We start from the raw sequence: 20,879 nt of genomic DNA on the forward strand, positions 1-20,879 counted from the left end.
CTGCAGAACAGGGGGATTGTTGTCCATGAAGAGCGCAATATGCCGTGCAGCCGTCATCGAACTGCTGATGGCAAGCTGCCTTATCACCGCAGCCCCGTCCATGGCTGCGACCACGACCACACGGGTGGCCGGCAATCTCGGTCCGACCGAGCAGGCCTGCCTGCAGCTGCTCACGACGACGGTCAGCCTTGGCGAAAACTGCATGTACGACAGCGGACCGAGCAGCTACCCGGGCGCCCCGGGCAGTGGCGAGATCACCGGTCCCTACAGCCAGATCCACTACTACGACTACAACCAGAACCCTGCCGCCTTCTCCACCACATTCGTCCCCACGCACAACAGCGGACAGATCCGCCAGGTGATCAACGGTACGGTGACTATTGATGACAATGACACACCCGCCGGAGCGGACGACCGTATCAGCTTCACCCTGACACTGACCTCACCGCTCGGTGGCGACATCATTCGCCACACCGGCGACAAGGTGGTGGACAGGTACACGAGCATGACCCAGGTGCTTGCGCCCAAAGTGGTTAGCAGCTTCACAGCCAATGCCTTCGGCGGCCATGACTATGTCATCGGCTCCGAGGGTTTCCCCGCCCAGCTCACCTTCAACAGCCCCACAGAACCGGAGGCCGTGCCCTGCGCCGGACAGTTGTTCGGCTCGATGGATTGCCGGGCTTCGTTCAGTGGCGCCGTCAGCGATCCGGATCGCTGGTCCGGAAGTACCACTGCCGGTATCGGTTCCCTCGAAAGCAATATTGGCGCGCGGACTACCGGTACTGTCGTGAATCTCGCCTGCACGGATACCGGCGGTAACAACGACTGTCATGACAGCGTGGTGTCGTTTGCGCCACGGCTGATCCCGCCCAACCAGGCACCCGGCGCCGGCAATGTCACCGCCGAGGATGTGGGCTGGGACCAGCTGCTCCTAAAGGTGTCCACCAATGCATCGGGGCAGGTGGTCACGGTCGCCGGCTTTGATGTACAGGAGTACCAGACCTTCGGCCCACCCGTGGCCTGTGGCAGTGATCCTGGCGCAACGATCAGCTGCAACAGCTGGACGAGCGGATATTTCAGCGGTATCGGTATCGTGGCGAATGATGACGGACCGGTGAATGCGCCGGCAAACACCGCGGTGAGCATCGACGTGCTGGCCAACGACACCGGCTTCAATGATCCCGTGACGGTGACCATCACTACGCCGCCCGCACAGGGTACGGCAACCGTCCTGGTCAATGGCGTTCCCGGCAGCCAGGGTAACCAGGCCAATATTGCAATCACGTATACGGCGGATGTCGGTGCCAGCGGCAACGACAGCTTCGGGTATACCGTCACTGATGGCGCTAACAGCGACACGGCCGCCGTTTCACTGGCCATCAATGTGTCTGCACTGACGCCGGTGGCGATGGCTGGTGCCATCGCGATCAATACGCGGGCCACTGTGCCTCTGGACCTGACGGGGACATTTGTTGCACCCGGAACCGGTGGCAGTCTTGGCAATTTTCCTGCGACAGTCAGCATCACGACAGCAGCCCAGCATGCTGCGGTCACGGTCTCCGGTACGACCCTTAGCTACCGGATTACGGATGCCGCCTTCTTCACGGGCATCGATACCTTCAGCTACACGATTACCGACAACGACGGCGAGACTGACTCGGCGGAGATCACCGTGACGATTGATGACTGGCAACCGACCATCACGTTCTGGGCAATCTCGGCAGACCAGGACCATGCCTCCGCGGCGTACGCCATCGGGCAGTTCGTACAACTCGGCAACGGTGCGGCCAGCCAGCACCAGGTCACCGTCAGCACGCAGGCCGCCCATGGCACCTGTACAGTCAGCCCCGCCGACGTGACCGGCAGACTCGTGTATGTCCCGGCGGACGGATACAGCGGCAGCGACAGTTGCCAGGTAACCGTGCGCGATGGCGACCTCGATCCGGCCATAGGCACCGTCAACATCACCGTCAACCCGCTGGTCACTGTCACCGGGAAAGTCGGTGGAGCCGGCGCCATGGATCTGTGGGGCCTGTTGCTGCTGGCAGCGGCCATGCTGCGACGAACACTCCGCAACATGAGCCTGTCGAAATGCCGAGCCGGTCACGGCATCTGGCGCACCTGCGTTGGCGGAGCGGCGTTCGCGATCCTGGCGCTCGGCAATACCACGGTACGGGCTCAGGACACTGCCGGTGGCGGTCTCGCGATCCAGGAAATCGTCGTCACGAGCCGCAAGATCGAGGAAAACCTGAAGCAGGTTCCCCTCGCCATCACGGCCTTCGACGAGGCCGGCATCGCGGCGGCGGGCATCAACAATCTTACCGATCTGGCCGAACAGACGCCTGGGCTGTCATTCTTTAACGCCTTCGGCGAGACACTGCCCACGCCGGTCATTCGCGGCGTCGTTCCCACGGATATTTTCGGCGAGAACAACGCCGCCGTATTTGTCGATGGCGTCTACGTTTCCGGCCGCGAGGGCCTGAACTTCAGCCAGATCGATATAGCCCGTATCGAAGTCGTCAAGGGTCCGCAGAGCGCCCTATACGGCCGCAATGCATTCAGCGGCGCCATCAACTATGTGACGAAACGTCCCAGTGACGTCTTCGAGGGCAAGGCCACCATTGAAGCCGGCAATGACGGCAAGATGAAGGGATTGCTCAGCATGACAGGGCCGCTGCTCGGTCCGACACTGCTTGGCCGCGCGTCCGTGCTGTACGACGAATGGGACGGTTCCTACGACAATTCCCTGTCGGATATCGACATCGGCGGCTACCGCTACCGCAGCCTGCAGAGCAGCCTGCTCTGGCTGCCGACCGATGACCTTGAGGTGGCGCTGAGCTACTACAAGTCCAACGACGATCTGGACGGTTCGCCGACAGTCAGTCTGCCGGCCAACTGTGAAGACAAGGTCGAGGCTCCACCTGATACGACCGGTTTCCCGGTCCAGGCGGGTGTCCGCTTCCTCAATTATTGCGGCAAGATTCCGGAAATCGAATCCATCCCCGGACTCAATGGCAGCGATGCCATTCCCAGGCCCGCGGGTGCTACCGGTGAACACCGTGAGCTGGACCGGTTCAACGTAAAGGTCGACTGGGATCTTGCCGAGCACGGAACCCTGTCCTCACTGACCGGATACTCCGTTACCCGCGAGCATGCCCGGCACGACTTTGCCCGCGGACTGGGCGACAGCCAGTCGTTCCTGTACTGCTCACCTGCCGTGCAGGAAGGCGCGAGGGTTCCGAATTCATGCACCGACAACGGTGTGCCCACCCCGGCGAACCTCCGCTTCTTCTCGGGCCTGGTCGATGTGGAGCCCGGTTCGAAATCCGAGGAGCTCAGCCAGGAACTGCGCTTCACCAGCCCTTCCGACCAGCGCTTGCGCTATACCGGTGGTGTCTACTGGTACCAGGTCAAGCTGGAAGAGCACGATGGCAAGAACGTCGCCACGGTGCCGCCACCGAACTGGCCGTCAGGGGTGCCAGCTATTGGTCTACCGCCGTTTCAGCCAACGGCACCCGACCTGGCCGTCGGCACGGCGATCTTCTACAACATGTTCGCCGACGATCCATTCACGCCCGGCTATAATCCGGATGGCGGCCTCGACCCGCTCCGTCGTGTAACCGAAGATCGGGACACGGAGGGCTGGGCCCTGTTCACCGGCCTGGACTATGACCTGACCGATCGTCTGACCGCTCGCGGCGAGCTGCGGCTCTCGCAGGAGACACGGGACATCCGGATCAACGCATACGCACTTTGCTCGCCCAAAGGTTATGCGGTACCCGATCCCGATAATCCGGCTGTCCTGATTCCCAACCCCTGCGGCGACGACCTGTTTGACACCCGGGTGGTCGAATCACTGGATACATGCACCCCCGGCGCTGCGCCGGCGAACGACGATGGTGACCTCATCTGCAGCCCGACCGGCAGCAGCCGCTATGAAATGTGGACCGGCCGGGTGGGGCTGAACTTCCAGGCCACCGACGACTGGATGGTGTATGGATCCATCGCCTACGGTGAAAAACCGGGCAGCCTGCTGCTGCTGACACCCAAACTGGCCATCGCAGGCAGCACCCTCATCATCAACACCTTTGAGCCCGAGACGATGGTCGCCTACGAGATCGGTGCAAAGGGCTACTTCTTCGACCGCCGCCTCAGCCTGGACGTGTCCGTATACCTGAACGACTGGCGACAGATCGTGCTGCGGCAGTTGATCGATCAGGACCCGGCCACGGGCGAGCGTCTGGAGCAACCGGTCGGCGTCAACGTCAATGCCGGAGATGCCACGGTCCTCGGTGCCGAGATCTCGGCAGCGCTCAACGTTACGGAGTTCCTCACGGCGACAGCCAGCCTGGGCTGGGTGGATGCCGAACTGGATAACGCCCGGCAGGATACCTACGCGCAGTTCCCCACCTTCCGCGCTGACTGCGGCACACCGCCGGCAACCGCGGACGAGCGCCAGACGTGGTTCAAGGACTGCAACAGTCGGTCCGGTGATGTTTCCGGGAATACCCTGCTGCGCCAGCCGGAGTGGATGAGCAGTGCTTCATTGAGCTACGAGCGGCCACTGACGGGCGATTGGAACTGGTACACACGCGGCGACATCAGCTATCAGAGCGATATATATACGGGCAATGACAACCAGAACTGGCTGCCGGCCCACAGCTATGTAAACGCCAAGCTGGGCCTGAAGTCGGACCGGTATACCGTGGAGCTCTGGGCCCGCAACCTGTTCGATGATGGACATCCCACTGCCGCTTTCCGTGACATCTATCTCGCCAATACGGACAACCAGTACGCCCCATACCTGGACCAGGGGCCGCGGCCAAACTTCGACGACTTCGTACCGTTCCGCTTCTCGGTAACCTATCCGCGCGAACGCACCTACGGCATCAGTGCCACGGTACGTTTCGGTGAGAGTTACCAGTAGAACCGCCTGATCAGGCAAGGCGGACGCAGTAGTGACCTGCGTCCGCCTTGTAGCTACGCGATGGCGCAAGCCCTCGGGGCAGGCGCCGCTGGCGGGGGCTCAGGTGCCGGCGTTGATGGCTGCCAGGCGACCGGACGACAGGCTCTCCTTGATCGTATCCACCACCCAGTTGTTCAGGTTTTCGTCGGGCAGTATCGCCTCGGTCTCATTGTAGAGCACGTCCTGGGGACGATCAGATTGCTTGATGCCACCACCGATCACCTCCGTCTGGAACTTCTTGTCGTAAGCCACGTAGACGGAAATCACGATGTCCTTCTCTTTCTCGGCCAATATCTGGTTGACTGCCTTCCGCGTCGGATCACTTGAGTAATTGACCAAGTGTCCGCTCCATGCGTAATTGATGGCGCCGATACCGACATTCTCTTTCAGGTGCTTGCCGATTTCGCCCATCAGCGCCTCCCACTGCTGGTTGAACTTGTCGTCTCCATAGGCGGCAAGCGTGACGCCGTACTTGCTGCCATCACCGTCCTTCAGCAGCGCCTTGGTACGACGCAGGATATTGGCTTTCAGAAACTCGGTTGAGTCGATGGTTTCCAGCAAGGTCACCCGCGCCTTTGGCCGGTAGACCGGCAGGCCGTCTTTCGGCAGGGCCTCAAGTGCTTTCGGATCGTTCTTGAGTCCGACCAGATTCGGAATATCCGAATTGGTATGCCCGCCGACGGTCAGAAAGAGCGGCAGTACGATGACTTCATCGAAGCCCTCGTCGTCGAAGGCCTTCATCTGCGCTGCGACTGAAGGTTCGTTGTACTCATTGAAGGCGGTCCGAACGGCCTTGACGTTGGGCAGCGCAAGAAGCCGGTCGTCAACTGCCTTCTCGACATCCATCAACATGTCCCGCCAGGCCTTCTGCCGGGAACCATGATTTACCAGCAGGACGCCGATCTTGTGCTGACTCTGGTTTGCCGCCGCAGGTGACTGCTCCGCTTTCTGCTGACACGCTGCGAGGATCAGTGTGGCTGATAAGGCACTGATCACCAGCATGAGGGACCTGAACATGTGCATCTCCTTCAGTAGTTGGTTTTCTGCATTGATCGACACGACGCCCGTCAGTGAGGCGCCTGCTCCGTAGTGATCGGTATCCCGGCAAAAGCTGGTGCCCGCACCGGGCCGGCGGGTACCTTGCGGGTTCGCGCGGCCGTGGCCACCCCGTCGAGGATGGCGCCGGTCGGGCACAGCATCCGGCACCACAACATCGGATAGTAGGCGGAAGCCAGGACGACGGCCAATGACAGCCAGAACCACATCGAATCCAGGATTTCGATACCGAACAGATCGGGGAAGAGCTCATAGCTGGCCCAGTCCCGCAATCCGGAGATGATGCCTATGCACAAGGCAAGGGCTATTGCCCAGCGAATGCCTCCGAGTACGCGATTCGATACCGGCAGCTTGCCCCTGAAGGGCATGATGCGCGTGAGCAGGCGCTGGACATTGCCGTAGGGGCAGACGTGGCGACAGTAGGAATTGCCATCCCAGATGGCACTTGCCAGCACCATCGTTGCATAGGCGCCAAGGAGGTAGGACCAGCCGGTTCCGAGGAATGGTTGCAGGAACGTCACGTAGGTGAAGGAATTGTTCGCATAGAAGCCGAGGTAGAGGACACTCGACATCGCAAGGGCGAGACTCAGGCGCCTGGACTGCCGCACCCGCCTCAACCGCACGCCGACAAACAGCGCGGCAATCAGCGCGGCGTGCAGGATCCAGGTATCCGGCGGAACGGCCTTCACGTCGAATCCGGTCGCCTGCGTATCGACGTAGACCTCGAGCGGTGATTCCCGGGCAATGCTGACAAGCTTGCTGACCGAACGGGCAATGCCTTCGCTGGTCAGCGATGCGCCACTGACAAAGTCCACCTCATAGGACTTGCCATCCAGCGGGATGTTCTCGAACTGGCTGTAAAAGCCGGCCTTCTCGATATTGGCGAGATAGCTGGTTGTTTCCATCGAGCGCAAATGCCGGATGGAGCGTATTTTTCCGTCCATCCCGACGGTCATGCCGATATCGATCGGACCTGCGTAACCCTTCACATTCTTGTTGAGCCCTGTGTTTTCCAGGTAGAGCTGCACAACATTGCCGGCCGCATCCCGTTCCTCGGCGTAGTACATGTCGAGTGCCGTCTTCAGGGCAACGTTATCCGGATTTGCCGCCGCGGCTTTCGCCCCGCTGAGAACCATGGCCGCCACATCGGCACCAAGCCCGGGGTTGGTGCGCGCATCGCCGATGATTGCAAACAGCAGTGGCGAGCGCTGCTTTGCCGTCATGATGTGATAGTAGGGATGCTCTTCCCGCTCCACCGTGATGCCGAAGCGGCTCGTTCGGGTCTCGTCACCCAATCGTATCGGCTCCGCAAAGCCCGACATGTGCTCCTGAAATTCGAAAACCGGCTGCGGTTCCCGGAGCGGACCGTTTATCCAGAAAAAGACATAGGCCGCCGCGGCCAGTACCGTGAGGCCGAGCTTCTGCCACGGCAAGTGGAGGTTGGCGGCAGCACTCACCATCAGCAGTCCGGCTTGCAACTCCGGGCGGGCGATGGAACGGTCTTGCCGCCCGCATCCTGTATGCGTTGTACGGCTTCCTGGACCTTTTCGATGACCCACTCATTGACTATGGGGTCCGGAAGCACGGCATCCTGCTTGTAGCGAACCCTGGAGGCAGTCTCGACTGCATTGACCGCTGCCTGGATCGTATCCCGCTGCAGCATCTCGTCGACACCCAGCAGCACGGGGACAACAAGGACCTCCTTTTCCAGTTCGAGCACCTCGTTGATTGCCTCGACAACCGGGGCCCCCGAGTAGTCAGTAAGTTTTCCGCAAAACGCATAGGCGACCGTATCTATTTCAGTCTTTATTTTCAGGTATCGGCCGATCCCCTCCATCATCTCTTCCATCTGCTGCCCGTAAACCTGATCGCCATAACCGACCAGCAGCACGCCCATATCCTCGCCACTATCCTCGCCGCGCAGGGCTTCCACGCGACGCAGGACGTTCTTTTTCAGAACTTCCCCGAGTGCGGGCGTCATGCTGACCCGCGCCTTCGGGTAGTAGATGTCGAAGCCCTCATTCTGCAGCTGCTTGATGACTTTTGCCTCGGATCTCATACCTGTCAGGAACTGCAGGTATGTATTGGTCATGGTTGACTCCTGTGCTAGCAGGAGAGGCACCACCACAACTTCGTCCAGCCCCTCTGCATCGAAGGCCTTCATTTCGGCGGCGACATCAGGACTGGTTTCTTCAATGAAGGCCAGCCGTACTGACTTGACTCCCGGCTTGGCCAGAACAGGCTCCCGCAGCTGCTGTGCCAGGTCTTCGATCATGTGTACCCATGTCGAAGATTTGGAACCATGCGCGACGAGGAGGACGCCGATACTCGTCTCGCCGCTGTTCGCGGACGGTGCCGGCTGACCACCACACCCGGCAACGAACAGGGTTGCCCCAATAGTCAGAATCCCAAGCAAGTAACTCGCTGCCTTCATCACTTCGTTCGCTCCTGGCGGGGCATTTTCTGGAACAGGGGTACGGCAAAAATGCTACACCAACCTGATCCAATTTACGATCGACATGTTGTTATGCTAACATGACAATGTCTGTCCGGTCTTGCACCCTGCATGCTTCGTCGCGACAGCATGCAGGGTGGCTACGGGAGCTGAAAATTGGTGGGTCCGCATCCGGGCCGGGGTGCCAGTGAGTGACTCAGGAAAAACCGCACTTGTCATCGGTTGCGGCTACACGGGAACGCGCCTTGCCCTCCCCCTGCTGGAGCGGGGCTTTCGGGTCATCGGCGTCTCGCGGCGTGCGGAGCAAGACCCGGAACTCAGACGCGCTGGCATTCAGCCCATGGCCGGAAACCTTTCGGAGCCGGACTTCCTGTCTGCGCTGCACAAACTGTCGCCGTCCGTGGTTGCCTACTTCGTGCCACCGCAGAAGGGCGATGACCCGCTGCCGGCCGTCCTGGCTGCAACCAGCAACCCGTTGCTGGAAGCGTTCCTGTACGCCAGCAGCAGCTCCGTCTACGGTGACCGCGGCGGCGCCTGGGTCGATGAGACCACGGCAATTTCCTCGAACGACACCGGCGATCCGGATCGTTACGACGCGGAACGTTGCGTTGCCGGCGCCGGGATGGACGGGATACCAACCCGTATTTGCCGCATTACCGGCATTTATGGTCCCGACCGGACCCTGAAGCACCTGCTCGCAAACGGGGGATACACATTGATTGAAGACGGTGATCCCTGGGTCAATCGCATACATGTGGATGACCTGGTTGCAGGTTTCCTTGCGGCGTGGGAAAAAGGCACTGCGGGGATGGTGTACAACATGGTTGACGAGCAGCCGCACCGCGCATCGGAGTTCGCGAATCTGGCCGCCGACCTCAATCATTTGCCTCGCCCTGCAAGAATCACCGAGCTTGAAGCCAGAACCCGCTACGATGCCGCGGAGCTGCGTCGCAAGCTGTCGAGCAAACGGGTGCGGTGTCTCCGCCTCGGGAATGAGCTCGGTGTGCGATTGAGATACCCCGGCTTTCGTGCCGGCCTTGCCGCCGCAGTGGCACAGCAAAGCTGAGCAGCGTCAGTCCCCGGCAATTGTGGAAGCCTGATGCAGACACCAACCGGGATCAGTAAAAGGAATCCTGCAGCGATGAAAAACAGAATCCCAGCCAACCGCCTCGGAGCCGGCGTTTCCGGCACAACCTGGTCCGCACTTCCGCTGGTTCTGCTTGCCCTGGCGCTTGGTGCCTGGCTTGCCAGCCCGGCATCTGCCGCCGACAACAAGTCCACCTTGCGCCGTGGCACTGCCAACGAGCTGCGGTCGCTTGATCCGCAGGCAGTTATCGGGAATTCCGGCGGCGCACTGATGTATGAACTGTTCGAAGGCCTCGTCACAGAGGACCGGGACGGGAAACTCGTCCCCGGTGCATCGGAGTCATGGAGCAGATCCGATGACGGATTGACCTATACGTTCAAGCTTCGACAGGGGCTGCGCTGGTCTGATGGCGTGCCCATCACCGCTGAGGATTTCGTGTACTCGTGGCGACGTGTCGTGGATCCGAAGAATGCGCTACGCGGTGCTGGCACCTTGTTTCCGGTCAGGAATGCAGTTGCCATCACCCGGGGCAAGAAGGCACCGGAATCACTGGGCGTAAAGGCACGCGACGCCTTGACGCTGGAAGTAAGTCTGGAAGACCCCGCACCCTATTTCACGGATATTCTCGCCGGCTTTCCGACCGCACCTGTACCGCGTCATGTCGTGGAGAAATACGGATCGAGCTGGACGAAGCCCGGAAACATAGTCGGCAATGGCGCCTATATCCTCGATAAATGGGTGCCCAACACCTATTACAAGCTTGCGAAGAATCCCAATTTCCGGGACGCAAGACAGGTCAGCATCGATGAGGTGTTCTACTACCCCATCCCCGACCGGAACACCGGCGAGAAGCGCTTTCGTGCCGGCGAACTCGATGTCGTCCTCAACATCCCGCCAAATCGTCTGGCGTGGCTGCGAAAGAACATGCCGGATGAACTTCACAGCACATCAGCACTTGGAATTCGCTACCTGATCATCAACACGAAGCGGGCGCCATTCACGGACATCCGCGTTCGCAAGGCCCTGTCGATTGCCATAGACCGGGAAATCATCGCGGCCAGGATTCTCAAGGACGGCAGTGAAGCCGCCTACAACCTGGTGCCTCCCGCCATGCCCCGTTATGGGCGGAACCCGGCGCCATTCAGCAGCCAACCCTACCCGCAACGGCTCGACGAGGCCAAAAAGCTGCTGGCCGCGGCAGGATTCAGCAGCAGCAAACCGCTTCGCTTCACGCTTGACTATCAAAACCTGGAGGATGGTCGCCGCGTCGCCGTCGCCTTGCAGTCGATGTGGCGGTCGATGGGTGCGGATGTACAGCTGACCACAACCGGGTTTGAAAACAAGGACACCAGCATGAGGAATGGCGATTTCGACGTCAGCTGGTTTACGTTCTATGCGCCCTACTCAGATGCCACGGCATTCCTGTATCTGCTGGAGGCCAACAATGCCCGCAATTACTCGAAGTACTCGAATCCTGAATTTGACGAGATGCTCCGGGCCGCAAATCGCATGCATGACCCGGTCGAAAGGGCCGCGTTCCTGAAGAAGGCGGAACAGCTGGCGCTGTCCGCCTATCCGGTTATTCCGCTTTTCGTTCCTTCACGGACTTATCTGGTCAGCAAACGCGTCCAGGGCTGGGACGACCGGATGGATACACACATGGCGCGCTATCTGTCCATCAAGGACTGAGCACTACGCCAGCCGGGCTTCGGTAACGGACTCTTTTTCGGGCAGATCATTCCAGTAGTGACAGGCCACCTGGTGACTGGCGGTTACATCATCGAGCAGCGGAGCTTCCTTGCGGCACCATTGCGAGGCTCGTGGACACCTTGTGTGAAAAGCGCAACCGCTTGGCGGATCCATTGCCGATGGCACTTCTCCTGACAGGACGACCCTGGCCTCTTCCCGCCCCGCATGCCGCGAGTGGCGAACAGCACCGAGCAGCGCTTTCGTATACGGATGTCTCGGGTTGCCGAACAGCTCGTCCCGCGTCCCGATTTCGACGACCTTCCCCAGGTACATGACCATGATTCTCGTGCACATGTAGCGCACCGCCGGAAGATCGTGGCTGACAAAAATGAATGCTGCACCGCTGTTCTTTTGCAGATGCTTCAACAGGTTCACGATCTGCGCCTGCGTGGAAACATCCAGGGCACTGACCGGTTCATCGCATACCACGAGCCTTGGCTTCAGGATCATCGCCCGCGCAATGGCGACTCTTTGACACTGCCCACCGCTGAACTGGTGGGGATAGCGGTTCGCAAGTTCAGGAGGCAGGCCCACCGCCTGCATCATCTCCTGAACAGCCCGGTGACGGCTCTCCTGGTCCAGGTCAGGACGGAACACCCTCAAGGGCTCACCGATCGCACTGCCAATGGTCATGCGTGGATTCAGGCTGGCCGTCGGATCCTGAAAAACCATTTGAAGCTCACTTCGCTTCCTGTCCATCTCCTGTCGGGCGAGGTCGGGGAGATTCTCGCCGGACCAGAGAACCTTGCCCGAGCTTGGCGCGATCAACTGCATGATCGCCCGACACAGAGTCGATTTCCCGCATCCGGACTCGCCCACGATGCCCAGGGTCTCGCCGGCGTCGAGACGGAAGCTGATTCCGTCTACCGCACGCAGAGACGCAGTACCCGACCGGAACAGGTGTGACTGCCGGACCGGCAGGTGCACGCGGAGATTCTCCACCTCAAGCAGGGGCATGTTCACTGCCTCTGCTCCACGAAACATGCGGCCATATGGTCATCAAATTTCTTCTTCAGCTCTGGTCGCAGCTGATGACAACGAGGTATCGCCTGACTGCAGCGAAGTGCAAACGCGCATCCTGCGGGCAATCTCTGCAGGTCCGGGGCCTGGCCAGGTATCGTGGGAATATCGCGGTCGGGGTCGGCATCCATTCCAAGGGTCGCCTGAAACAATGCCTGCGTATATGGGTGTTGCGGGCGTGACACGATGTCTGCAATCGAACCGCTTTCAACCACCCTCCCCGCGTACATCACCATGACCCGGTCGCAGAGCTCAAGCGCCACGCCAAAATCGTGCGTGATGATCACGATCGACGTATCGGTGCGTCGCTTGAGTCCACCGAGAAAGTCGAGCACCTGTGCCTGTATCGTGGCATCAAGTGCGGTGGTCGGCTCGTCGGCGATGATCAGCTCCGGCTTGCACAGCAGCGCCAGCGCAATCATGACCCGCTGGCGCATTCCACCGGACAATTCATACGGGTACATCTTCAGGCGTCTTCGCGGCTGGGGAAACTGGAGGATCTCCAGCACCTCTATCGACCGCTTGCGGGCGTCATGTTCACTGACACCCATGTGCTCGACCAGCACTTCGGTGAGCTGGTCACCTATACGCATGAACGGGGTGAGCCCGGACATTGCATCCTGGAACACCATGGCAATCGACCGGCCCCTGATCCGGTCCAGCTCCTTGCGGGGCGCATTCAGGATCTCCCGCCCGTCAAACCATACGCTGCCGCTTGCTGAACCATTGCGGGACAGCAGACCCATGATGGCGAGGAAACATTGGGACTTGCCTGACCCGGACTCGCCCAGAACACCCAGGCACTCGCCACGGCCGACGGTCAGATGCACATTACTGACGGCATCTATCACGCCACCCCGCACATTGAAGCGGACATTCAGGTCCTCACATCGCAACAGTGGCCGCATTAGCGGTTTTTTGGATCAAGGGCATCCCTCAATCCATCCCCCATGAAATTGAAACAGAACATCGTCAGCGTAAGAAAACCGGCCGGTATCAGCAGCAACCACGGTGCCGCCTCCATTTCACCGGCACCTTGTGAAATCAGACGACCCCAGCTCGTGAATGGTTCCTGCACACCCAGACCGAGAAAACTCAGGTAGCTCTCGACGATGATATTGACCGGAATCAGCAACGTTACATAGACGACCACCGGGCCAACCACATTCGGCAGGATGTATTGCAGCAGCATCCTGGACGCAGGAAGACCCAGCGAGCGTGCGGCCTCCATGTACTCCTTCTCCTTGATTGACAGGGTTTGCCCGCGAACAATCCGTGCAAGGGTCATCCACTCCACCGCACCGATGCTGAGGAAGATCAGGAGAAAATTGTTTCCAAAGGCACTCACCAGGATGATGACGAGGAAAAGCGTGGGAACCGCGTAGAGCACATCGATCATGCGCATCATGACCGCATCTACCCGCCCGCCAAAGTAACCGGCGATGGCACCGTATGTGACCCCGATGACGAGGGCGACCAGTGTCGTCAGCACACCGATGGTCAGCGAAATCCTGGCTCCGTACAGGGTGCGCACGAACATGTCCCTGCCGTTTGCATCGGTCCCGAACCAATGGTGGTTTTCAAGCGTGGGCGCAATCAGGATGCTGTCCCAGTACACCGCATCGACCGGGTGCGGCCCCCAGATCGGAATCACGATTGCCATGACGGCAAGCGCAATGATGATCCAGAAGCTGACCATCGCCGCACGGTTGACGGAGAACCGATAGAGCGCATCCCGCCAGATCGACGTCCCCAGCCTGTTGTCGGGACTATCTGTCGCTGCCAAATCCGGCTCCCGCAGTGGTCATCTCGGGCCGCGCATAGCTCTGGCGAATCCGTGGATCGAGATATCCGTAGATCACATCGACCAGGAGATTCAGAATCTGGATGAACACGGCATATACAATCACGATACCCATGACCACGGGATAGTCGCGATTGCTGGCGCCCTCGACAAAAGCGCGCCCGATACCCGGCAGCCCGAATATCGTTTCAATGACGACAGAGCCGGTCATGACAGTTGCGATGGTCGGCCCCAGATAGCTGACGACGGGAATCAGCATGGGCCGGATAACGTGCCTGCTGACGACCCTCCATTCGCGAAGCCCCTTGGCGCGCGCGGTGCGGACATAGTCGGTATTCAGCGCTTCAAGCATCGCGCCGCGTGTAATCCGGGCAAGCGTGGCAATTTTTGGCAGCGCCAGGGCAATTACCGGCAGAAGCAGGTGTCGCGGATCGCCGCCACCCCAGCCGGATATTGGCAACCAGCCAAGGTAAAGGCCAAACAACAGGATAAGCAGCGGTGCCGTGACGAAGGTGGGAATCGCCACCCCCGTCATCGCAACAGCCATGACGGTGTAGTCAACGAAAGAATTCTGGCGGAGGGCGGCGGCTACCCCGCACCCGACGCCAATCGCAAAGCCGATGATTATCGCGCTGAGACCGACTGTCACGCTTATGGGCAATCCGGTCGCAATGATCTGGCTGACACGAAGATCGGAATAGATGAGGGACGGGCCGAGATCACCGTGCAGCAGGCCGCCAAGGTAATCAAGAAACTGCTTCCAGACCGGTGCATCGAGGTTATATGCCGCACGTATGCTCTCGACCACCTTGGGATCGAGGTCGACGAGTTCGGCGTCGAACGGTCCGCCCGGCGCTACATGCATCAGCCAGAACGAAAGGACGATGACAGCGAACAGGATTGGTACCGTCAGAGCCAGGCGCCGCAGGACGTATAATCCCATCGCAAGCTCCCCGCTATTGGCCCTTGATGTTCATCACTCGTTGTCGAACAACACGGGAGTCTCACCCGGGTGCAGCTTCTCCCAGCGGGCAAGCAGTGTTTCGCGGCTCTCGACCCGCTCCGGATCCCACTCGATAGCGGTGTCCGCGGGGCAAACCTTTATGCATCTCGGACTTTCATATGAGCCCACACACTCGGTGCAGAGACTCGAGTCAATGATGTGAATCACGGCCCCTTCGCTGATTGCCCCGTTCGGACAGTCTGAAATACAGGCAAAACAATTCAGACAATCATCAGTAATCCTGAGCGCCATCAGAAATTCTCCAGCCAGATCTGTTCGTTAACCGTAGTCATTCATGCCACCGCCTGGCGATCACCCCGGTCTCTCTCCCCGGGAAGCAGCTTGCCGCAGATATCAGGCAAATCGTGCTCCAGCTGCTCACGATGCTCGACAATCACGTCATTCGGCAAACCGGTAATTCCGCGGTCCTCCATCCAGCCGATCAGATCATCCGTTTCGGCATCGGTCAGCACCTCGGTGATCTTCCTGACGCCATTGGCCCGACGGTTGTACTGGGGGCTGAAGAAATTGAACGCGTGCTGCCAGTAATCATTGTAGGCAGCATTGCCGTCCCGCCCTTCAAGCGCTTCCTTGCTGAACCTGGCGGCCATGTAACCACAGCCCATTGCACCCTTGATGGCAACTTCCGCAAAGGCAGCATTGTCACCAACACAGATGACATTGCCCCTGGCGGCCTCCCGAATGGGCGGTCGCAAGTCCATGTTACAGGCCTGCCGGGCGACAATCTTTGCCCCCGCAAACAACTCGGAAAATGGCGAGTTCGTGGTAAACGTGGTCAGTACACTCTGCAGGTTCACATCATTTGCGACGCTTGCCGAAGTACTGATCTGGAACAACCCCGGCGGCCAGGGCCCCATGTTCACGATCCCGTTGTGCAGTGAGGGAAGACAGAATCGTACGCGGCGCAATTCCGGAAACGGGAACTTCACCCGATCGAGAATGAGGTTCATGAACTTGATGCGTCCACGCCCCGGCGAACGTCCTTCATTGAATCCGAGCTGATCCACAAGGGTGGAAAAAGAACCATCCGCGATGATTGCCCGCCGGGCGGACAGCACCTCTTCACCGGCATCCGACGTCACTCGCACCTGTACTCCGTCGGACGAATCCGCAATGGAAAGGCACCTGGTTCCGTCGCGGATGACGCAGCCCGCCGCAGCTGCTTCGGCCAGCAAACCAATCAGCAACTGCTCCTTGTCGACGACGAAGCCTTCGATATCGCGGTTGGAGCGATCCCGGCTGAACGCACGTCCGGAAGGTGAAACGAGGGTCTCGTTGAATACCGGATTGAGTTCACCGCGATAGTCGACAATCGCATCGGGCGGCAGGCTCTGCAGGTGAAGGCGGTGATGATGGCTGCCGACCTCGATGGTCACGGTAACCCGCTTCAGGTTGACATCGGTGGGGATGGCGTCCGAAGAAAACCCGCCAGCGCCCAGGCGCAGGTCGCGGCTGCAGAAGCGCGTGATCCTCCCGGCTTTCATCTTCTCGACCAGCAGGACCTTGAGGCCGTCCCGGGCCGCGGAACGCGCAGCCATGGCCCCACCCGGACCGCCGCCGACAATGATCAGGTCGTATATCACGTGCATTACCCCAGATAGCGGATCGCCGGCCTGATTATATATGTCGTCATATCATAATGACAACATGCGGCCTGCCAGGCGCCGGTAGTCTGCAGCCGGACGACCAGGACCCGGAAGCGGGTCACCTGCATGCTAGACTGCATCAATTACCCCTCCGCAGAAACCCTCGGGCCCGGGTATCAACTGTTATACAAGGAAAAACCCGGTCCACCATCCCGGTGTAATGCCGTCATGACGTTACAATCTGGAACAGGACCCGTGCCCGGCAAATGAGGCTTGAGTATCGATGAACGCGGACTCCAGGAACACCAGCGACCCCCGGACCAGGCCCCCCCGCTATGTTCGGGTATATACAACGCTGCGGGAGTGGATCCGGAACGGCAAGTACGGACCGGGCGACAAGATTGCCACGGAAGACGAAATCGGCAAGCTCTTCAAGGTGTCGCGAATCACGACGCGCAAGGCCATCGATCTGCTGGTAGAGGATGAACTTGTCTACCGGGTGCACGGCAAGGGAACCTATGTTGCGAAGAACGTGCGGGAACGCGGCGGCGTCGAAAATGTTCATGCACGAATCCGCACAGCCCGGGGTCTCGCACAGCGAAGCAAAGTTACAAAGGTCAACGTCTCTGAAATCGACGCTGACTCACGAGTTGCAACTGATCTGAAAATTCCCGTAGGCCAGCGCGTAACCAAGGTTTCCTACGTTCGTGTTTTTCGTGGTGTACCTGCCGCTTATGTTGAGGCCCACGTCCCGGCAGATCGTGCAGAGATCAGGGCAAGCGACCTCGGCTCGATGACCATACTGGCGATCCTGGAAAAACAGGGCATCCAGATCGGCGAGGCTCATCAGCTGATAGGTGCAACGCTTGCTGATTCCCATCTTGCGGCCATGCTTGATTCCGCGGTGGGCGCACCACTGCTGACCATAGAACAGATTGTCATGGATACAAGCAATCGGCCCGTCGAGCGTTTTTTCACCTGGTACAACTGCGAGCAGTATGAACACCCGGCCCTGGTTTTCGATCGCAACACCCTCGAGTTTGTGCACGGCGTAGCGGCAACGCGCTAGCTCCCTAGGGCGCGGCGACCTTCCAGGTGTCGCCTGAGTTGATGTATTCGAGAAGCTTGCCTTTGCCGCGCTTCGCGACTGCGGTTGCAATCTGCTCATCTAGCAGTTCATCGAATGGACTGCGGTCAACGCACCGGAACACGCCCATTGGCACGGGGAAGGCCTGCTCGTCGAGTTCGCTCAGCATATATGCGAGGCCCGGATGCGCGGCGCTCTCGTTGAATACCAGAAGCTCTTTCTCCGGGAACTCATCGAGCCGGACAATTTCCGGAAAGCCTGCACGCAACCGGATCGCGCGATCCCTGTTGGCCCCGAAGATCATCGGGGCCCCATGCTGGAGGTAAAGCGAACGGTCCTGACGTGTGGCTGCCGAAGTAAATGACTCAAAGGCGCCGTCATTGAAGACGTTGCAATTCTGCAGGATCTCCACGAACGCCGAACCCCGATGACATGCCGCGCGCAACAGGATCTCCTGCAGATTCTTCCCGTCTGTCGCACTGGCCCGTGCGACAAACGTCGCTTCCGATGCAAGCGCCATCGACAAGGGCTTTATCGGCTGCTCGATACTCCCCATCGGGCTCGACTTGGTTTTCTTGCCTTTCTCGGAGGTCGGCGAGAACTGGCCCTTGGTAAGCCCGTAGATGCGATTGTTGAACAGCAGGATCTTCACATTGACGTTGCGGCGAAGGCAGTGCACCAGATGATTGGTGCCGATACTCAGGCCGTCTCCGTCACCAGTGACCACCCACACCAGCAAATCAGGCCGGCACAGCTGCAGCCCGGTTGCGATGGCCGGAGCGCGCCCATGTATCGTGTGGAAACCGTAGGTGTTCATGTAGTACGGGAATCGGCTTGAACAGCCGATTCCCGAGACAAATACGATATTTTCGCGTCGAAGCTGCAAGCGCTCGCATATCTCGGGCATGACCCGCTGGACCTGGGACAGCACCGCATAGTCGCCACATCCCGGGCACCAGCGCACATCCTCCCTGGCGACAAAGTCCTTTCGTTCATATTTCGGATTTGTCATGCGCCCATCGTCCCGTGAATTGCTTCATTTGGGGAATCTCCCCTGTTTCCGGCCTGAACACCGAGCAGCCTGAGAATTTCCTGCTCGATTTCGCTGGTCCTGAATGGCTGCCCGGTGATCTTGTTCAGGCCTGCGGCATCGACCAGGAATTGGGCGCGGATCAGCATTCTCAACTGGCCGGCATTCAGCTCCGGAATCAGGATCTGCCGGTAACTGCGCAGAACACTGCCAAGGTTTGCGGGAAAGGGATTCAGATAATCCAGTTGCGATGCCGCCACGGAAAGGCCCCGCCGCTGCGCACGCTCTACTGCGTGGTGAATTGCGCCGAAGGTGCCACCCCAGCCAAGCACCAGCAGGTCGCCCTGTGCGGGACCGAAGACCGTCAATTCGGGTATGTCCTTCGCGATACCCCGGATCTTCTCCATTCTCAATTGCACCATGCGCTGATGATTCGCCGAGTCGTGGCTGACCTTGCCACTGATATCCTGCTTCTCGAGACCACCAAGGCAATGCTCGAGTCCGGGCGTACCCGGCGCAACCCATTGCCTGGCCAGTGTCGCGGGATCCCGGGCATAGACCTGATAGTCACCGGCGGGTACGGCTTGCGGCAGGTCGATTGCCGGCAATTCCGATTGTTCCGGCGTGCGCCATGGCTCCGTACCGTTCGCGATCGACCCGTCCGAGAGCAGGAATACCGGGGTCATGTAGCGGATGGCGATGCGAAATGCCTCGATTGCCATTTCAAAGCAATGCGCAGGACTGTGTGCGGCAAGCACCGCAACAGGACACTCGCCGTTCCGGCCATGGATTGCCTGCAAGAGGTCTGATTGTTCGGTCTTGGTCGGCAACCCCGTCGACGGCCCCCCTCGCTGCACGTTGACGATGACCACCGGCAGCTCGGCCATCACCGCCAGACCTACCGCCTCGGTTTTCAGCGCGACACCGGGTCCGCTGGTGCCGGTCAGCCCCAGGCACCCGCCATAGGCTGCGCCAATTGCCATTGCGATGGCGGCGATCTCGTCTTCGGCCTGCACGGTACGCACGCCGAAATGACGATATCTGGACAGTTCATGAAGAATGTCGCTTGCCGGCGTGATCGGATAGGAGGCGTACAGGAGAGACCTCTGACTGATGACCGAAGCCGCGAGAAAGCCGAGAGCAGTCGCTTCATTGCCGGTTACCCGCCGGTAGGTTCCGGGCAGGAGTTTCGCCTTGCCGACGGCATACCGGCAGACAAACACTTCCACCGTATCGGCATAGTTGTAACCGGCGCGAAACGCCAGCTTGTTCGCTTTGGCCTGCTCCCTGTACTTTTCAAGCATCGCAGGCTGGGCGGTCTTGCGCTCGAGCAACGAGTCGATCTGCTTTTCCACCGAGCTCGCAGATCGGTCATAGATCCATGCGACCAGCCCCAGCATGAACATGTTCTTGCACAGGGACGCCTGTTTCTTGTCCAGCCCCAGCGGCCGCACCGCTTCAAGGGTCAGCGTGGTGATGGGCACCCGGTAGACCTGGTATCCGGCAAGCGTACCGTCGTCGCGGGGATCGGTGCCTGAAAATCCGGCTTTGCCGAGACCTGCCGTATCGAAGGCGTCATCGTCGAGAACAATCGTTCCACCCGGCATGAGATCGGCCAGATGCACGGCAAGCGCCGCAGGGTTCAGGGCGAGAAGCATGTGCGGCCGGTCGCCCGGAGTATGTATCTCGGCGGAGCTGAAGTTCAGCTGAAAACTGCTGACCCCGGCCCGCGTGCCGGCTGGCGCCCGGATCTCGGCCGGATACTCGGGCAGGGTGCTGACGTCGTGGCCCAGGACAGCCGAATCGTGCGTGAACAGCGAACCAGTCAGCTGGATACCATCGCCTGAATCGCCGGCAAAGCGCACGATCGCATGGTCCATTTCCTTGAACTGGCGGGCTTTTCCGGGCTTTTCCGGCGACTCGCGATGGGAGGCCATGACTGCTTCAACCGAGGGACTATGGTTGTCATGTTAATATGACGACCATATAAGTCAAGCATGCACGCGAGGGCGGCT

General features: G+C 59.8%; 14 protein-coding genes and 1 pseudogene. 4 read left to right on the forward strand and 11 right to left on the reverse strand.

Translation table 11 applies throughout. The features are described 5' to 3' along the window. The first annotated feature begins 25 nt into the window (after window positions 1–25). Window positions 26–4,927 (forward strand): TonB-dependent receptor, encoded by a 4,902-nt coding sequence (locus H6979_06425; GenBank protein ID MCP5139473.1) that lies wholly within the window; start codon window positions 26–28, stop codon window positions 4,925–4,927. A 99-nt stretch (window positions 4,928–5,026) separates the two neighbouring features. On the opposite strand, the gene H6979_06430 is transcribed toward H6979_06425, so the two are convergent. Genes H6979_06430 through H6979_06440 form a run of 3 tightly spaced genes read right to left on the reverse strand, consistent with a single transcriptional unit; the run spans window position 5,027 to window position 8,456 of the window. After that, window positions 5,027–5,983, reverse strand: a complete 957-nt coding sequence (locus H6979_06430) for a CbiX/SirB N-terminal domain-containing protein (GenBank protein ID MCP5139474.1) — start codon at window positions 5,981–5,983, stop codon at window positions 5,027–5,029. A gap of 50 nt (window positions 5,984–6,033) precedes the next feature. Further along, complete coding sequence (locus tag H6979_06435) at window positions 6,034–7,482, reverse strand: 4Fe-4S binding protein (protein ID MCP5139475.1); 1,449 nt, start codon at window positions 7,480–7,482, stop codon at window positions 6,034–6,036. After that, window positions 7,482–8,456, reverse strand: coding sequence for a CbiX/SirB N-terminal domain-containing protein (locus tag H6979_06440; protein ID MCP5139476.1), 975 nt, complete (start codon window positions 8,454–8,456; stop codon window positions 7,482–7,484). The genes H6979_06435 and H6979_06440 overlap by 1 nt, the downstream gene beginning before the upstream one ends. Window positions 8,457–8,664: 208 nt before the next feature. Between H6979_06440 and H6979_06445 the strand changes: the two genes are divergently transcribed. Together H6979_06445 and H6979_06450 are read left to right on the forward strand one after the other, a co-directional pair. After that, a complete protein-coding gene (locus H6979_06445) occupies window positions 8,665–9,543 on the forward strand; it encodes an NAD-dependent epimerase/dehydratase family protein (GenBank protein MCP5139477.1) in 879 nt (292 codons plus the stop codon). 75 nt (window positions 9,544–9,618) lie between these two features. After that, complete coding sequence (locus H6979_06450; protein ID MCP5139478.1) at window positions 9,619–11,253, forward strand: peptide ABC transporter substrate-binding protein; 1,635 nt, start codon at window positions 9,619–9,621, stop codon at window positions 11,251–11,253. A 3-nt stretch (window positions 11,254–11,256) separates the two neighbouring features. On the opposite strand, the gene H6979_06455 is transcribed toward H6979_06450, so the two are convergent. From H6979_06455 to H6979_06480, 6 genes and pseudogenes are all read right to left on the reverse strand, one after another. Beyond that, on the reverse strand, window positions 11,257–12,270 hold the full coding sequence (locus H6979_06455) for an ATP-binding cassette domain-containing protein (GenBank protein MCP5139479.1): 1,014 nt from the start codon (window positions 12,268–12,270) through the stop codon (window positions 11,257–11,259). A 2-nt stretch (window positions 12,271–12,272) separates the two neighbouring features. After that, complete coding sequence (locus H6979_06460) at window positions 12,273–13,241, reverse strand: ABC transporter ATP-binding protein (protein ID MCP5139480.1); 969 nt, start codon at window positions 13,239–13,241, stop codon at window positions 12,273–12,275. Beyond that, window positions 13,241–14,086 (reverse strand): annotated as a pseudogene (locus H6979_06465) (ABC transporter permease subunit). Before H6979_06465 ends, H6979_06460 begins: the two are co-directional and overlap by 1 nt. Window positions 14,087–14,102: 16 nt before the next feature. After that, window positions 14,103–15,080, reverse strand: a complete 978-nt coding sequence (locus H6979_06470; protein MCP5139481.1) for an ABC transporter permease subunit — start codon at window positions 15,078–15,080, stop codon at window positions 14,103–14,105. Between the two features lie 33 nt (window positions 15,081–15,113). Next, on the reverse strand, window positions 15,114–15,392 hold the full coding sequence (locus H6979_06475; GenBank protein MCP5139482.1) for a YfhL family 4Fe-4S dicluster ferredoxin: 279 nt from the start codon (window positions 15,390–15,392) through the stop codon (window positions 15,114–15,116). A gap of 41 nt (window positions 15,393–15,433) precedes the next feature. Then, window positions 15,434–16,699, reverse strand: a complete 1,266-nt coding sequence (locus H6979_06480) for an FAD-dependent monooxygenase (protein MCP5139483.1) — start codon at window positions 16,697–16,699, stop codon at window positions 15,434–15,436. A 331-nt stretch (window positions 16,700–17,030) separates the two neighbouring features. Between H6979_06480 and H6979_06485 the strand changes: the two genes are divergently transcribed. Continuing rightward, complete coding sequence (locus H6979_06485) at window positions 17,031–17,816, forward strand: GntR family transcriptional regulator (protein ID MCP5139484.1); 786 nt, start codon at window positions 17,031–17,033, stop codon at window positions 17,814–17,816. Window positions 17,817–17,820: 4 nt separating this feature from the next. Here the strand turns inward: H6979_06485 and H6979_06490 are convergent, their stop codons facing one another. Then, complete coding sequence (locus tag H6979_06490; protein ID MCP5139485.1) at window positions 17,821–18,846, reverse strand: 2-oxoacid:ferredoxin oxidoreductase subunit beta; 1,026 nt, start codon at window positions 18,844–18,846, stop codon at window positions 17,821–17,823. Continuing rightward, window positions 18,843–20,801: a 2-oxoacid:acceptor oxidoreductase subunit alpha gene (locus H6979_06495; protein ID MCP5139486.1), complete on the reverse strand. Its 1,959-nt coding sequence runs from the start codon at window positions 20,799–20,801 to the stop codon at window positions 18,843–18,845. The genes H6979_06490 and H6979_06495 overlap by 4 nt, the downstream gene beginning before the upstream one ends. Between the last annotated feature and the right edge of the window lie 78 nt (window positions 20,802–20,879).

Source organism: Chromatiales bacterium (genome assembly GCA_024234935.1).
GTDB lineage: Bacteria > Pseudomonadota > Gammaproteobacteria > Steroidobacterales.

Bases quoted from the DNA above. Each gene is read 5' to 3' on its own strand.
- H6979_06485 (MCP5139484.1), top strand. From the start codon at position 17,031: ATGAACGCGGACTCCAGGAACACCAGCGACCCCCGGACCAGGCCCCCC.
- H6979_06490 (MCP5139485.1), bottom strand. From the start codon at position 18,846: ATGACAAATCCGAAATATGAACGAAAGGACTTTGTCGCCAGGGAGGAT.
- H6979_06440 (MCP5139476.1), bottom strand. From the start codon at position 8,456: ATGAAGGCAGCGAGTTACTTGCTTGGGATTCTGACTATTGGGGCAACC.
- H6979_06475 (MCP5139482.1), bottom strand. From the start codon at position 15,392: ATGGCGCTCAGGATTACTGATGATTGTCTGAATTGTTTTGCCTGTATT.
- H6979_06435 (MCP5139475.1), bottom strand. From the start codon at position 7,482: ATGGTGAGTGCTGCCGCCAACCTCCACTTGCCGTGGCAGAAGCTCGGC.
- H6979_06460 (MCP5139480.1), bottom strand. From the start codon at position 13,241: ATGCGGCCACTGTTGCGATGTGAGGACCTGAATGTCCGCTTCAATGTG.
- H6979_06480 (MCP5139483.1), bottom strand. From the start codon at position 16,699: ATGGCTGCGCGTTCCGCGGCCCGGGACGGCCTCAAGGTCCTGCTGGTC.
- H6979_06455 (MCP5139479.1), bottom strand. From the start codon at position 12,270: ATGCCCCTGCTTGAGGTGGAGAATCTCCGCGTGCACCTGCCGGTCCGG.
- H6979_06470 (MCP5139481.1), bottom strand. From the start codon at position 15,080: ATGGGATTATACGTCCTGCGGCGCCTGGCTCTGACGGTACCAATCCTG.
- H6979_06495 (MCP5139486.1), bottom strand. From the start codon at position 20,801: ATGGCCTCCCATCGCGAGTCGCCGGAAAAGCCCGGAAAAGCCCGCCAG.
- H6979_06450 (MCP5139478.1), top strand. From the start codon at position 9,619: ATGAAAAACAGAATCCCAGCCAACCGCCTCGGAGCCGGCGTTTCCGGC.
- H6979_06425 (MCP5139473.1), top strand. From the start codon at position 26: ATGAAGAGCGCAATATGCCGTGCAGCCGTCATCGAACTGCTGATGGCA.
- H6979_06430 (MCP5139474.1), bottom strand. From the start codon at position 5,983: ATGTTCAGGTCCCTCATGCTGGTGATCAGTGCCTTATCAGCCACACTG.